Source organism: Planctellipticum variicoloris, assembly GCF_030622045.1.
Classification (GTDB): Bacteria; Planctomycetota; Planctomycetia; order Planctomycetales; family Planctomycetaceae; genus Planctellipticum; species Planctellipticum variicoloris.
In genome coordinates, this window is the sequence record NZ_CP130886.1 from 2,620,020 (window position 1) to 2,633,344 (window position 13,325).

At 63.0% G+C, this 13,325-nt stretch carries 11 protein-coding genes; 5 read left to right on the forward strand and 6 right to left on the reverse strand.

The features are described from left to right. Positions 1 to 42: 42 nt before the first annotated feature. On the reverse strand, positions 43 to 1,428 hold the full coding sequence (locus tag SH412_RS10265; RefSeq protein WP_336523420.1) for a 6-phosphofructokinase: 1,386 nt from the start codon (positions 1,426 to 1,428) through the stop codon (positions 43 to 45). Between the two features lie 346 nt (positions 1,429 to 1,774). On the opposite strand from SH412_RS10265, the gene SH412_RS10270 reads away from it, so the two are divergent. Continuing rightward, positions 1,775 to 3,877 carry a terpene cyclase/mutase family protein gene (locus tag SH412_RS10270; RefSeq protein WP_336523421.1) on the forward strand — a complete coding sequence of 701 codons (2,103 nt, stop codon included), beginning with the start codon at positions 1,775 to 1,777 and terminating at the stop codon, positions 3,875 to 3,877. Positions 3,878 to 3,901: 24 nt separating this feature from the next. Here the strand turns inward: SH412_RS10270 and SH412_RS10275 are convergent, their stop codons facing one another. Beyond that, a complete protein-coding gene (locus tag SH412_RS10275) occupies positions 3,902 to 5,857 on the reverse strand; it encodes a WD40 repeat domain-containing protein (RefSeq protein ID WP_336523422.1) in 1,956 nt (651 codons plus the stop codon). 123 nt (positions 5,858 to 5,980) lie between these two features. Between SH412_RS10275 and SH412_RS10280 the strand changes: the two genes are divergently transcribed. Then, complete coding sequence (locus tag SH412_RS10280) at positions 5,981 to 7,015, forward strand: hypothetical protein (protein ID WP_336523423.1); 1,035 nt, start codon at positions 5,981 to 5,983, stop codon at positions 7,013 to 7,015. A gap of 29 nt (positions 7,016 to 7,044) precedes the next feature. Here SH412_RS10280 and SH412_RS10285 read toward each other — a convergent pair whose 3' ends face one another. From SH412_RS10285 to SH412_RS10295, 3 genes are all read right to left on the reverse strand, one after another. Then, entirely contained in the window at positions 7,045 to 7,356 is a 312-nt protein-coding gene (locus SH412_RS10285; protein WP_336523424.1) for a hypothetical protein, read from the reverse strand. Positions 7,357 to 7,480: 124 nt separating this feature from the next. Next, positions 7,481 to 8,245 (reverse strand): hypothetical protein, encoded by a 765-nt coding sequence (locus SH412_RS10290; RefSeq protein ID WP_336523425.1) that lies wholly within the window; start codon positions 8,243 to 8,245, stop codon positions 7,481 to 7,483. 255 nt (positions 8,246 to 8,500) lie between these two features. Continuing rightward, positions 8,501 to 8,764: a hypothetical protein gene (locus SH412_RS10295; RefSeq protein ID WP_336523426.1), complete on the reverse strand. Its 264-nt coding sequence runs from the start codon at positions 8,762 to 8,764 to the stop codon at positions 8,501 to 8,503. 354 nt (positions 8,765 to 9,118) lie between these two features. Between SH412_RS10295 and leuB the strand changes: the two genes are divergently transcribed. The 3 genes from leuB to SH412_RS10310 all read left to right on the forward strand — a co-directional run bounded on the left by leuB (position 9,119) and on the right by SH412_RS10310 (position 11,773). Continuing rightward, entirely contained in the window at positions 9,119 to 10,189 is a 1,071-nt protein-coding gene (gene leuB / locus SH412_RS10300; RefSeq protein ID WP_336523427.1) for a 3-isopropylmalate dehydrogenase, read from the forward strand. Positions 10,190 to 10,377: 188 nt separating this feature from the next. Next, positions 10,378 to 10,740 (forward strand): gamma-glutamylcyclotransferase family protein, encoded by a 363-nt coding sequence (locus tag SH412_RS10305; RefSeq protein ID WP_336523428.1) that lies wholly within the window; start codon positions 10,378 to 10,380, stop codon positions 10,738 to 10,740. Between the two features lie 16 nt (positions 10,741 to 10,756). After that, on the forward strand, positions 10,757 to 11,773 hold the full coding sequence (locus SH412_RS10310) for a prenyltransferase/squalene oxidase repeat-containing protein (protein ID WP_336523429.1): 1,017 nt from the start codon (positions 10,757 to 10,759) through the stop codon (positions 11,771 to 11,773). Positions 11,774 to 12,809: 1,036 nt separating this feature from the next. Here SH412_RS10310 and SH412_RS10315 read toward each other — a convergent pair. Further along, positions 12,810 to 13,316: a hypothetical protein gene (locus tag SH412_RS10315; protein WP_336523430.1), complete on the reverse strand. Its 507-nt coding sequence runs from the start codon at positions 13,314 to 13,316 to the stop codon at positions 12,810 to 12,812. Between the last annotated feature and the right edge of the window lie 9 nt (positions 13,317 to 13,325).

Sequence of the window (13,325 nt, forward strand, 5' to 3'; positions counted from 1 at the left end):
GGCGGCACGCCTCGGGAAGTGCAAGAGCGGGTGCAATCGGCCCTACTTGGTCTTGATGGTTTCGATCCGGCGCTGGATGTCGATATTGATGCTTTGATAGCGCGTGGAGAGCTTGCCGGGGCTGAAGAGGTCGCTGCGGATGACTTCGATGTCGTCAGCGCCGATGGCGTTGGTGAGCATCGTCATCAGATACTCCTTTCCCAGGCGGGAGGGCTGAAAACGCTTGGCGTCGTAGAGCGACGGGTGGACGTGGCGAGGGTGAATCCGCTTCCACCGATCGCGGAGCTTGTTGGCGGGAATGGAATCCAGATAAAAGCCGTTCGTTTTCGACCACTGGAGCGTAGCGACAGAGTTGTTCTGGCCCTGTTGCAGCAGGTCGACCGCTTTGCCGCCGAGCTGCGTAGCGTAAAAACGGTCAAACAGAATCGGGCGTCCGCCGCGCTGCGTGTGGCCGACTTTGCGGGTGAAGATGGCCGAGTCTGCCGATTCGTGCTGGCGGCGGCTGCCGAAGTAGTCGTCGCCGAAGCGGGCGGCGAGCAGCCGTTTGAGTTCCTCGGCCGCGCCGCTGTAGATCACGTTGCCGGCGGGATCGTAGCTCTTCGTGGCGGCCCCGAGTTGTCGGCCTTCGGAATCGCGGACCCCTTCGCCGACGACGATCACCACGTGTTTCTGGAGGTCGTAGAGCGTGGCGACGCGCTCTTCGAGATGATCCATGTCGAGCGGGAACTCGGGGAGCAGGACGATGTCGGGCTGACCGTAGGCCGAGCCCAGCGGAATATATCCCGAATCTCGCCCCATCACCTCGATGATGGCGATCCGGCGATGGCTCTCGGCGGTCGTCCGGATGCGTTCGATGCCCTGCGTCACGACGAAGACCGCAGTGGCGTAGCCCGGAGTGGCAAAATTGATGATGTCTTCGAGTTCGATGGATTCGCGCTGAGGCGTCTTGAAGTAGGTGGCTTTACCGCCGGCGTGGTGTTCTTCGCGGGCCCACTCGTTCGGTTCATCGATATAGTTCAGCCCCAGATCGTTGTCGATCGTCTTGGGCGCCAGCACGCAGGGGAAGAGTTCGGAGAGGGGCTGCATGCCGTTGATCGTGCCGTCGCCGCCGATGCAGATCAGACCTTCCAGCTCCAGAGCCTGAATTCGCGGCGTCATCTCGCCGATCAAGTCGACCTGATCGGGGTCAATGTAGGTTCGCGAAGCCCCGAGAAGCGTCCCTCCCTTGGTGGGATCCAGTTCGGGAATGGTTGTGAACAGCGGATTAAGCCGGACGTGGGGGACGCGGGGATCGACGATCCCCGCGAAGCCCCGAATGATTCCGACGACTTCAATCCGGAGGGCGTTGGCCCGTTCGACGGCCCCGAAGATCGTGGCGTTGAGGGCCGGCGTGTCGCCGCCTGCTGTCAGGATGCCGATCCGTCGCATGGAACCCGCCTCTATCAATAAACGCAATTGGATGCAAAAACCGCGCCCACGGGCACCGAAGCGGGTTTTAACGGATTGTCGGTCGAATCCGCAATGTTCAAGGCTGACGGGAAGGACAGGGATGGCGGAAGGGAATGACGAATGTCGAAGCGAAGGCGATGAGCGAAGGGGCGGAAAGTGCAAATCGCAAAATGAAGGATGAGTCCGAGCGGATGTTGGGGACATGACTGTGCTTGCGGCAATGCGGGGAAGCACCTAGGATCTCAAATTCTGCTGTGAATTCTGCAGGATTCGTGCGGATTCGGTCCCCAGGCAAGGCGGCCATCAGAGAAGGAGCGGACGGGAGATGGGTTCAGGACGGATGGGCTCTGCCGCAGAAATCATGGATGATCTCGTCCCCGCGTCGCGTCGCGCCGAGAATCCGGTCAGTTCCGAGCGATTGCAGCGGTCCATCGACCGGGCTCGCAACTGCCTCCTGAGCCGGCAGACCCCGGAGGGGTACTGGGTGGCGGAGCTGGAAGGAGACACGATCCTCGAATCGGAGTACGTCCTGCTGCTGGCGTTTCTGGGACGCGGACAGTCGGCCGAAGCCAAAGCCGCCGCGGCGTACATCCTCGATCAACAATGTCCGCACGGCGGCTGGGCGATGTTTCCCGGCGGGCCGCTGGAAATCAGCGGTTCCGTGAAAGCCTACCTGGCGCTCAAAATCACCGGCCACTCCGCGGACTCGGACTTCATGGTTCGCGCGCGGCGGGCGATCCTGGCGGCCGGGGGGATCGAGAAGGTCAACAGCTTCACCCGCTACTACCTGGCGATGCTGGGGCTGATTCCCTACAACCGCTGCCCGGCCGTCCCCCCTGAGATGATCCTGCTCCCCGATTGGGCGCCGTTCAATATCTACGAAATGTCGTCCTGGTCCCGGACGATTGTGATTCCGCTGAGCCTGCTCTGGGCGTTCCAGCCGGAGACGCGATTGCCGGAGTCACACCGGATCGATGAGCTGTACGCCAGCCCTGACCGCCAGTTCCCGCGCCACGTGGAAGGCGTGAACCATGAGGCCGACGTCGGCCGGCTGGTGAGCTGGACCCGGTTCTTCCGCGCAGTCGATAGTTCCATCAAGTTTTGTGAACGGATGGGTTGGAAGCCGCTGCGGAAGCGGGCGCTCCAGCAATGCGAGCAGTGGATCGTCGAAAGGCTTGAAGGGAGCGACGGTCTGGGGGCGATCTTTCCGCCGATCATCTGGAGCATCATCGGCCTGAGGTGCCTGGGCTACGCCGACGATCACCCCGTCGTTCAGAGTCAATTCGTCGAGCTGGACAAGTTGTGCATCCTGGAAAACGACAAGTTGCGGCTGCAGCCGTGCAAGTCTCCAGTCTGGGATACGGCGATCGCGGTGATTGCGCTGCGGGATGCCGGGGTGCCGCGGCAGCATCCGGCAATCGCCAAGTCGATCCAGTGGCTGCTGGACCGGGAAATTCGACGGCGCGGGGACTGGGCGCGGCTGCGGCCGGATGTCGAAGCTTCGGGCTGGGCGTTCGAATTCAACAACGAGTTCTATCCCGACTTCGACGACACCTGCATGGTCCTGATCGCGCTCAGCCGGTGTCTGCCCGAAGAATTCGGCTCCGAATGGACCGCGGACCTGCTGGAGACGCCGGGGCAGGACACGGAAATCGTGCTGCGGAGCCGGTGCGACGATCCGAAGCAGACCGTCGCCGACTGGGAACGAGTCCGACCGATGCTGCAGGCGATTCGCCGCGGCGTGCAATGGCTCAGAGCGATGCAGAGCAAGGATGGCGGCTGGGGGGCGTTCGACGCGGACAATACCAAGGAGTTCCTGACCAAGGTCCCCTTCGCCGATCACAACGCGATGATCGATCCAAGCTGGGCGGACATTACGGCGAGAATCGTGGAATCGCTGGCATGCGTCGGCGTGCCGATGAGCGAACCGTTCATTCAGCGGGCGCTGCAGTTCGTGTGGGATCACCAGGAGCCGGATCATAGCTGGTTTGGCCGCTGGGGCGTAAATTACATCTACGGCACATGGCAGGTGCTGGTCGGACTGCGGCTGGCGGGGATTCCGTTGGCTGACCCGCGCATTCGAGGCGCAGTCGAGTGGCTGAAGCAAATGCAGCAGCCGTGCGGCGGCTGGGGCGAGACGGCATTGACCTACGACAAGCCGGAACTGCGCGGTACCGGGAATCCGACCCCCTCGCAGACGGCCTGGGCGGTCCTGGGATTAATGGCGGCGGGAGAAACCGAGTCGGAAGCGGTCCGCCGCGGGATTGGCTATCTCGTCGGTACGCAGCGTGGCGACGGCGACTGGGACGAAGTCGACTTCACGGGGACCGGCTTCCCGCGGGTGTTTTACCTGCGGTATCACGGCTATCGCCTGTACTTCCCGCTGATGGCCCTGGGACGGTACGCGACGGCGCGGAATGTCGAATAACGAACTCGCGGTGAGCAGCCGGGCTTAGTCCTTCGGCACTGGCCAGATGCGGACGGTGCCGTCTTCGCTGGCGGAAGCGATTTTCTGGCCGTCGGGGGAGATGACCACTTTCCAGATTCCCAGGCGATGTCCCGAGAACGTTTTGACGGGTTTCCGGGTTTCCACATTCCAGAGGATCACTTCGCCGGGAATCTGAGGCTTTTCGGTGGACATGGTGCCGCCGACGAGGTGCTTGCCGTCGGGCGTGAAGGCCAGCGATTCGATTGAGGCATTGCCGCCGAAGAAACTCGCAAGTTCTTTGCCCTCGCTGGCGTCCCACAATCTGACTTGATTGCCGCGACCGGCCGTCGCGATGAGCGGTGGTGCGGCGGGCGACCAGGCGATGGCGCGGAGTCCGGAGGGGTGAGCATCCCAGTTGCGGACATGTTCGCGTGAGGCGAGATTCCAGACCATGAGCTGGCGACCGGCGACGGCGGCGAGGAGGCGGGCATCGGGGGAGATCGCGAGATCGGCGATCTGCTGATTCTGGCCGGAAGGCCATTCGAAAGGAATCGGTCGCTCGGCGTTCTCCCAGCGGCGGAGGGAGCCTGCGTGATTGCCCATGACGACGTACTGCTGATTTGCCGAGAGCGCAAGGGAGGAAATCCGGCCACTCTGCGAACCGAACGCGGCATGTTCGCCCGAATCGAGATCGAGGATGGAAACTCGCGTTTCGCTCCATCCGGGCGACGTGAAGAGGACCATGGGGCCAGCCGCGTCCGCGGCCAACCGCTCGACCCGACCAGTGTCGACGGGAATGGTCTGGATGAGTGACCCGTTTTCGCTGGACCGAAGCTGCACTTGGGTTTCCCGCGTCCCGGGGATGAACGCTGTTCCATTGCGAACAAAGACGACGTCCATCAACGGTCGCGGCCCGAACTCGACGACTACCGTGTCCTGGGGCTCGGCAGGCGTAGCGGCGGCCCAGGTTTCAGTTCGCAGAAAGTCGACCTGTCGGCTGAAGACTTTGCTGTGCCAGCGGCCCCGCAGTTGCGTCATGGCCTCCTGAGCCGTGGGGTGATCGTCGGCCAGGTGTGCCCAGTACGCGAGAAGCGACCAGCGATACGGGGAGTCGGAGGCAGGCTTCAGCCAGTCGCGGAGACCCTGGCGCACGCGAGACCATTGAAAGCCGTCGTCGGCCGGTTCGCGGATCTCGCCGAAATTCAGAGCGCTCAGTGCGACGACGGCATAGGTCATTTCCCCTGTCTTCTCGCGGGTCTGATCGGTCAGATCGTTGGCGAGTCGAAGAAGGTCGCCTTCCTCGCCGTACCAACGCGGCAGCAAATACTGGCACATGACGTCGATGGCGCTGATAAACCAAGGATCGCAGGCAAGGGCCCGGCCGAGCAGTTCTCGCATCCGCGGTTCGGGGTATCCGTCCAAGACGCCGATGCCCATCCATGTGTAATAGAGAAAGGCGTCGGCAGAAGGGGCGTCGCGGAGGTCCGGTTCGGCTTCTTTGAGCAGCACTTCGGCGCGGCGGACGGCGTCCTTCATGCGTTGCACGGCTTCCGGCGTGATGGTATTGGCAAATCCGGAGCCGCGGGCGGTCCAGGCCGCCTGTCGCAACGCAGTCGCGAGTACCAGCCGCGTGGTGGGCGAGGGCTGTGCGGCGTGCCAGGCTTCGAGATGCTGCAACCGGTCGTCGAGTTGCCGCTGTTGACGTCGGCCATCGGCGTCTTTGACTTCGGTGAGGGCTTCGTAGAAATCGAGCGACTGCGGTCGACCGGTGAGGAAAGTCGGACGTTCGCGACGGAGGCGGGACGCCGTTTCCTCGAGTTCCGTATACCGGCGCTCGATGAGCTGGCGTTCGATGCGGGCGCGAAACTCGCCGGCGTCGTCGTTGAAGAGAGACTGGGCGCGGAGGCGGGGAGCGGGACTGACGAACAGCAGCGCCAGGACGGCAAGGACTACGGGGCGACGGACGGCAGGACTGCACATGGGAAACTCCCCAACACGACCGGGTGACGCGGGCCTGAGCCTCTGTTACGATGGGAATGTCGTTCAGTCATCCGGCCGACCGGGCCGATGTCGCCTTTCAGTCACTCCGGGAGCAGCTCCGAAATGCGATGCGTCTTCTGGATACTAACGATCTTTCTGGTTCTGAACAATGTGGTGGCGTTCGGGGACGATCCGAAGCAGGCGGCGCGTTCGCTCGTGAACTGGGGCTCGTTCGACGGAGCGCTCAGCGACAACGGACTGCCGGCCGGCTGGGATGTGTATCCGGTCGGTTCAACGCAGTACGACTGCTACACCGTGACCGACGTGTCGCGCAGCCCGCCACGGGGATTGCGTGTGGCTTCAAGAGTTCCCTGGACCCGCGTAATTGCAGCTCAGCTTCCGGTCGAAGCGGGAACGCAGCAGGCCGGCAAGGCGTGGGTGCGCAGCATTCCAGGTTCCGACTGCGAGTGGCTGTTGAGAATCGACTATCTGAACGAGGCCGGAGTCACGATCGGGAGCTCGCCGACAGTCAGTCTGCGTCCGCCGCAGGGAACGGGAGACGCCGAGTGGAAACTGATTGCGGTCGAGGGGAACTCGGCGGCGTTTCCGCAGGCCAAACGGTTGATTTTCGTCGCGCAGCAGAAAGAGGGCGGAGTCGCCGTCTGGGACGACTTTGATTTTCGACAGTTCACGGCATCCGACGAGACGAACCTGCTGAACAACGGGGGATTCGAATTGCTCGCCGGAAATGAGTTTCCTGGCTGGCGACTGTTCACGACGGAGCCGGTCGACGTCCGCCTGAGTCCGATCTTCAGGGAGCCCCTGCGAGGATGGTTGTCCGTGAGGATTGTCGGCGAAGCGAAATCCGCGGTCCTCTCGACGAACCGGCTGCCGATCAAATCCGGGACGGGATATCGTCTGGGGGGATGGCACAGCGCCGTCGCCGGAACCGGGCAATTCAAGCTCGTGTTCTGGAAGGAAGGGATGCATATCGCCACTGTCAGGTCGACCAAGCCGGCCCGTGCTGAATGGAGCGCCAGCGATGATGTGGTCGCGCCTGCGGAAACGGTTCGCGACGCGACACATGTGACGGTGGAGTATGAAATGTCCGGAAAGTTCGACGTTGCGGTCGATGCGCTGCGGCTGCGGGCGGAATAGGCCCCGTCGCAGCGCTGACTTCGCCCCACCTACTCGTCCCGCAGCTCGATGGAAAAGATCCTCTGGAGCGGGATGATCTGGCCGCCATCGCCAACGATCAGAGCGGACGGATAAATCCGGCTGGGACGGACGTTGGACGTGGCGTTGCTCTGGGTGACGAAAGCGCCGGGGCTGGTTTCATACGTCACGCTTTCCAGGATGCCGGTGATGAGCGGCAATTCGCCGGCGGTCGAGCGCCCGAGCAGGAATGCTGCGATTCCAACGGCCGCAACCGTCGCGAGCCACAGGGCGGTCGAGGGGGCCGGCCGCGCGTTCGGTTCGGCCCTGGGGTCCGCGGTCATTCGGATCGGCTCCACGGCGTGTGACGATGCCCAACGGCACGTCCCAGCCAGTCTCGCCCGGCGCGGCAGGCGGAGTCAAAGCGAATGCACTGAATTCGAGACCGAATCGTACTTCTACCCGGCTCTACCGCAGTTTTGCGAAGACAACCAGCCGTTTCCGGCGGTCGATGCCGACGAGACCGTCCGGCGTGACCGGATCGACCGCGATTCCCTGTCCCGGATACGGGCACTTCAGCGCTTCGACGAGCTCCAGCGAGGGGCCGGTTTCAGGGAGTCGGAGGCGGTACAGGACCGCAAAGTGGTGGTGCGTCGTCAGGAGCGTGTCGCCGTCCCAGAGGCCGCCCGAAGCGCTCATGCCGTCCCAGTCGGCGATGACTTCTTCGGGGAAGCTCCAGCGGGCCTGCTCGCGGAAGTCGTCGTCCATCCGTACCAGGATCGTCTGAGCATTGTCGGCCTGGTAATGTGCGAAGCAGCACCACCAGTTTCGGTCGGCGGGATCGCGAATGCACCAGACCAGGCTGCCCTGCGGTTTCTCGAACGTGTGGAAGACCTGCAAGCTGTCGTCGGAGGGATCGTAAACGCGGATGTCGCTTTCCTCCGGCGTCTTCGGATAGTTCGAATGGGCGCAGTAGATCTTGCCCCGCCAGACGAAGGCGCTGTTGAGGTGCTTGGCGTCCGGAGCAGTCCCGACGCCCAGCAGTTTTCCCGTCGCGCGGTCGTAGCGAGCAACGCGGGTGTTCGAAACGGCGTATGTGAACCGCTCGTCGGCAGCCGCAGCCTGCGTGGCGAATTCGGACTTGAGGGTGGCCGACTCGATCCAGCCGCGAGCGAGGGGGAGTTTTGATTCGGGCGGGGCGGAGAGAAGGAGCGTCAGCAGGAAGGGGAGCATCGTGACGAACTCCGGCGGGGTGATTCAGAACCAGGCCGGCAGCAGAATACTCCCATAGCGTGTAGAGATGGGGAAGACTTTATCGAGGCACGAATGTGCATGGTTCGCGTGCAGCCAGTTCGAACTGGCATTCGCCGGTCGGCGAACGCTAGTTCGCCAGGGATTCCTGCTGCAGCAGGAATCCCCCATCGCCGCCGAATGCGGCATCCACGTCCAACCCATCTCTAAGTCGGCAGCCGGTGCCGCGTGTGGCGGCTAGTCGTGGCGTTTGGGGAGGGCTGCGGAGTAGAGCATGGTGACAGTGCCGATGGACATGAGGCTGAAGGCCATCCATTCGGGCGGGTCGATGACGGGGCGGGACTCCCGTTCCACGATCTGGCTGCTGGCGAGCATGCCGCGGAAGCCCTGGTCCCGGTTCTTGTCGTCGACTTTGTTGAGGACGAGCTTGTCGATGGTCAGGAACGAAACGCCCCAGAGAGCCACAAACACGCCGGCGGCGAAGAACGACGCTCGGATCATGGGTCGATCACCTTGTGAGGGAGAGACTGGATTCGGAGCATCCGTGCTGCTCGCGTGAAACGGTCTGGCCCGCCTCCCTGAGGCGCCGCGTACTCGGGTTATCGGCCGGACGGGGGGACGGACTTCAGCGGATGTCAGGCGGCGCGGTCTGCGGGAGAGGATCCGGTTGGGAAAGGGGGCCGGCGCCGCGGTGAGGAGACTCGGAAGCAGTGCAAAGTGAAAAATGAAAAATGAAAAGTGCAAAGTGACGGAGAGACCATGGAGGCTTGCGGCTGGCTTTCGTGGAACGCGTTCTGCGCGTAACATAGGGATCTGTCACTGGTTTGGTCGGATTCACAGAAAGGCGGTTCTGCGGTGCAAGCGAGGATTGTGCTCCTCCCGGGGGACGGGATTGGTCCGGAAGTCGTGGCTCAGGCGCAGCGGGTGCTGGACCGCGTGGCGGCGAAGTTCGGCCATCAGTTCGAGTTCAGCACGCACGCCATCGGCGGCTGCGCGATCGATGAATTCGGCGACCCGCTGCCCGAACAGAGCCTGACCGCCTGCCGGGCGGCGGATGCCATTCTGCTGGGGGCGGTGGGCGGTCCGAAGTGGGATGATCCGAACGCGAAGACCCGCCCGGAAGTTGGCCTGCTGAAGATCCGCAAGGAACTCGGGCTGTTCGCGAATCTGCGGCCGATCCAGGTGCTGCCGCAAATGGCGGCAGCATCGCCCCTGAAACAGGAAATCGTCGCGGGGACGGACATTCTGTTCTTCCGCGAGCTGACCGGCGGGTTGTACTTCGGGAAGTCGGGCAAAGAGACGACCGCCGAAGGGGAAACCGCCTGGAACACGATGATTTACAGCACGCACGAAATCGAGCGGATCGTGCGGATGGCGGGGCAGGCGGCCCGCGGTCGTCGGAAAAAAGTGACTTCGGTCGACAAGGCCAACGTGCTCGAAGTGTCTCGCTTGTGGCGGCGGGTCTTCGAACGGGTGATGAAGGACGAGTTTCCGGACGTGGAATTCGAAAACGTACTCGTCGATGCGATGGCGATGCACCTGATCGCCCGGCCGACGAAGTTTGACGTCGTGGTGACCGAAAACCTGTTCGGCGACATTTTGACCGATGAAGGTTCGATGCTGCCGGGGTCGATGGGGCTGCTGCCGTCGGCGTCGCTGGGTTCCAGCGGTCCCGGGTTGTACGAGCCGATTCACGGTTCGGCGCCCGACATCGCCGGGCAGGGCATCGCGAACCCGCTGGCGACGATTCTGGCGTCGGCGATGCTGTTGCGGCACTCGCTGAAGCTGGAGGCGGAGGCCAAAGCGGTCGAGGCGGCGGTGGACGCCGTGCTGTCAGCCGGGCATCGGACGAAGGATCTGGCGGCGGGCGGAGTCTCCGTGACGACGGCTCAGATGGGGGATCTGGTGCTGGCAGCGCTGAATTAGGCCCGAGTTTTGTTTGACGAGCGGGTGGCCGGGGCAGAAGCGTCTTCGCGATGCCCCGGGGCTTTAAGACCCGCGCCCCGGCCCCGGCGACCTGAGCGTTTGTGCCAATGTTTGCCGGGATTTGGTCGGTTGGAACGGGACGTGCTGAGCGTCTCTCTCTGGAGGGGGCTTTCCCTCACGGCGAACCTTTGAGGATCTCCATCCTGACCGACGAACTGCTGCCGTTGTTTGCGTTCGGGACGCTGCGGACGGGGCAGTGCAATCACCATTATCTGGCGGGTCGCTTCAAACGGAGCGTTCCGGCCCGGCTGGAGGGCTATACTCGGGTGGCGGAGCTGATGATCGCCCGGGCGGATGGCTGCGTCGTGGATGGCGAATTGTTTTTCCTCGATCTGTCGCGGTACGTGGCGACGCTGGCCGGCTGCGATGAGCTGGAAGAGATTCCGCCGGGGATGCTGCGGGGGGCGGAGTATCAGCGGAAGCGGGTGACGGTTCTCACGCAAGACGGTCCAGTCGATGCCTGGGCGTATGTAGAGCCCGAACCGGAGTGAACGGGAGAGGGAACTGATGGCAAAACTGCTCATCCTGCTGACGGCGCTGGTCGGCTGCGTTTCGACGGCATCGGCGCAGCACTCCGATCCGAAGGGGCGCGTCTCGGCTCACAAGGCGCTCGACTGGCTCGCCGGGGAGCAGCACCGGCAGGGGTACTGGGAGGCCAACGGTGGCCAGTACCGGGTGGCGATGACCGCGCTGGCGGCGAACGCCATGCTGGCGGAAGGCTCGACGGCCAACGGCGGAAAGTACTCGAAGAACATCCGGGACGCCGTCGATTATCTGCTGGACGCTTCGCAGCCGAACGGGCTGATCGGCTACAAAAACGACTACCATTACACCTACGGGCACGGCTTTTCGATGCTGTTTCTGTCGCAGGTGTTCGGCGAGGAGGAAGACTCCCGCCGGCGCGAGCGGCTGAAAACGGTGCTGGAGAAGGCCGTGCAGTTCTGCGGCGAGGCGCAGACGCCGGACGGCGGTTGGGGGTACGTCTCGGCGAAGGACGGGAACAACTTCGACGAAGGTTCGACTTGCGTGACGCAGGTGCAGGGGCTGCGGGCCTGCCGGAACGCGGGAATTCCAGTGCCGAAGGAAGTGATCGACCGGGCGGTGGAGTACATCCGCAAATGCACGACGCCCGAGGGGGCGGTGCAGTACAGCATCCGCGGCGGCGGGCCGCGACCGCCGATCACCGCCGCGGCGGTCGCCTGTCTGTTTAATACCGGCGAAACCGACAACGACTTCGCCCAGAAACTGCTGAAATATTGCGACAAGGAGATCCAGATCTCGGCGCAGGGGGGGAACCTGTTCGGGCACTGGCACTACACCCATTACTACTACTCGCAAGTGATCTACCGGCTGGGCGACGAGAAGTGGAACAAGTATTACGCCGAGATCAGCAAGGACATCATCAAGAAGCAGTCGGCGGACGGTTCGTGGAAAGAGGGTCACGTCGGTCCGGTCTACACGACGGCGATCAACGCGACGATCCTGCAGATCGACAACGGGTTTCTGCCGATCTATCAGCGGTAGTCCGGTTGACGCGGGCGATGCGGAGCGGTCGCCCGCCGCTTTGAGCAGGTGTCATTTCGTGCTGCAGGGCAGGGCGCCCGGCGAGACAGCATTTTTCCACGTTCTAACTTTCACCCTCGTTCCCAGGCTCCGCCTGGGAATGCCTCTTCCGAGGCTCCGCCTCGTCTTCTCACCCATGTTGATTCGTGAAACCCGTGGTCCTGCCTCGCTCATCTTCAACGCAGTGCACAAGTTGGCCTCGTTCCCAGGCTCCGCCTGGGAATGCCTCTTCCGAGGCTCCGCCTCGTCTTCTCATCCGTGCTGATTCGTGAAACCCGTGGTCGTGCCTCGCTCATCCTCAACGCAGCGCACAAGTTGACCTCGTTCCCAGGCTCCGCCTGGGAATGCTTCTTCCGAGGCTCCGCCTCGTCTTCTCACCCATGTTGATTCGTGGAATTCGTGGTTCTGTCTCGCTCGTCTTTGTCGCAGGGGACAAATTTCCACATTTTTGCAAAAAACTGCCAATCTGCTCTTGCAAACCCGCCGTACCAGAGTGAACGTGCGTGACGTCGGCGTGGGAAACGACATGCATGCACGCAACGGGGCAACCCGGAGCGCTCGAGCGAATCCCCGCCGGCCAGCGGGCCTGGTCAGGGCCCATCACGGCCAGGCGGAAACGCCTGGTCGAGGGAGCGCACCCCGTGCGCGCTCGGCGTCGAGAGTCCTTCCCGGACGACGCGGGCCTCACAACCCGCCACCTGATCAACGCCAGCTCAAAGGATGCGGTGGAGCGGATCTCAACAACCCGCTCCGCCGCGTCCGAGCCGGTCGCTTATCGAGAAAGCCTCCCCGCAGGCCGCGCTCGCGCTGCGCGCCAAGCACCCCCGCGCGCCATCTCTCCCATTCTGCAATTGGCATTTTTCGTATTGCAGTGACTTCTCTCTTCGAACTCACGCTGCGACTCCGGTATCACGTCAGCCTTTCACCGAGTACCGCAGCGATTCCCCCGCGGTCACAACTGCCGTCACCGATCCCCGCCGCCTGCGGCAACCATTCATCAATTCAGCCGGGCACGGTCAATGTCGGCTTCTCTCTTCGCCGTCAACCGACGCTGAGAACTTCGCCCCCATGCGATTGAAAGCAATCCCCCGACAAGGAACATCAGCCCGCCAATTGTGCCGATGAGAATGCCATTCTCGGTGCGAGTGACGGCCGAGACCGCGAGAAATAATAGCGAGGCAAGTGCAAGCATCCAGCCGTTGAAAGTCGCCGTGTTGATCTCGTTGTCTTGCTGCTTCCTGTTCATCTCTTCGAGCAGGCGTTCTGTTTCGACCGGACTTCGTCGCGGGTTGTAAGTGTTAAAATGAGTTTCGAGTAGGTAAGCCAGGGAGGCGGCCGCGAAGAACAATCCAACGAGGAAGTATTCCATAACTCCGGTGGACGACCACGCCGTTGTCCCACCGAGCCCCAATAGCGCAGCGATCGCCATGTAGAGGCGGTCGTAAACCCGTCGCCAGTGGGCGTGGTTTCTAGCGAGCGTTTCCGGATCCCGTGTCGTTTCCATCGCGCGACC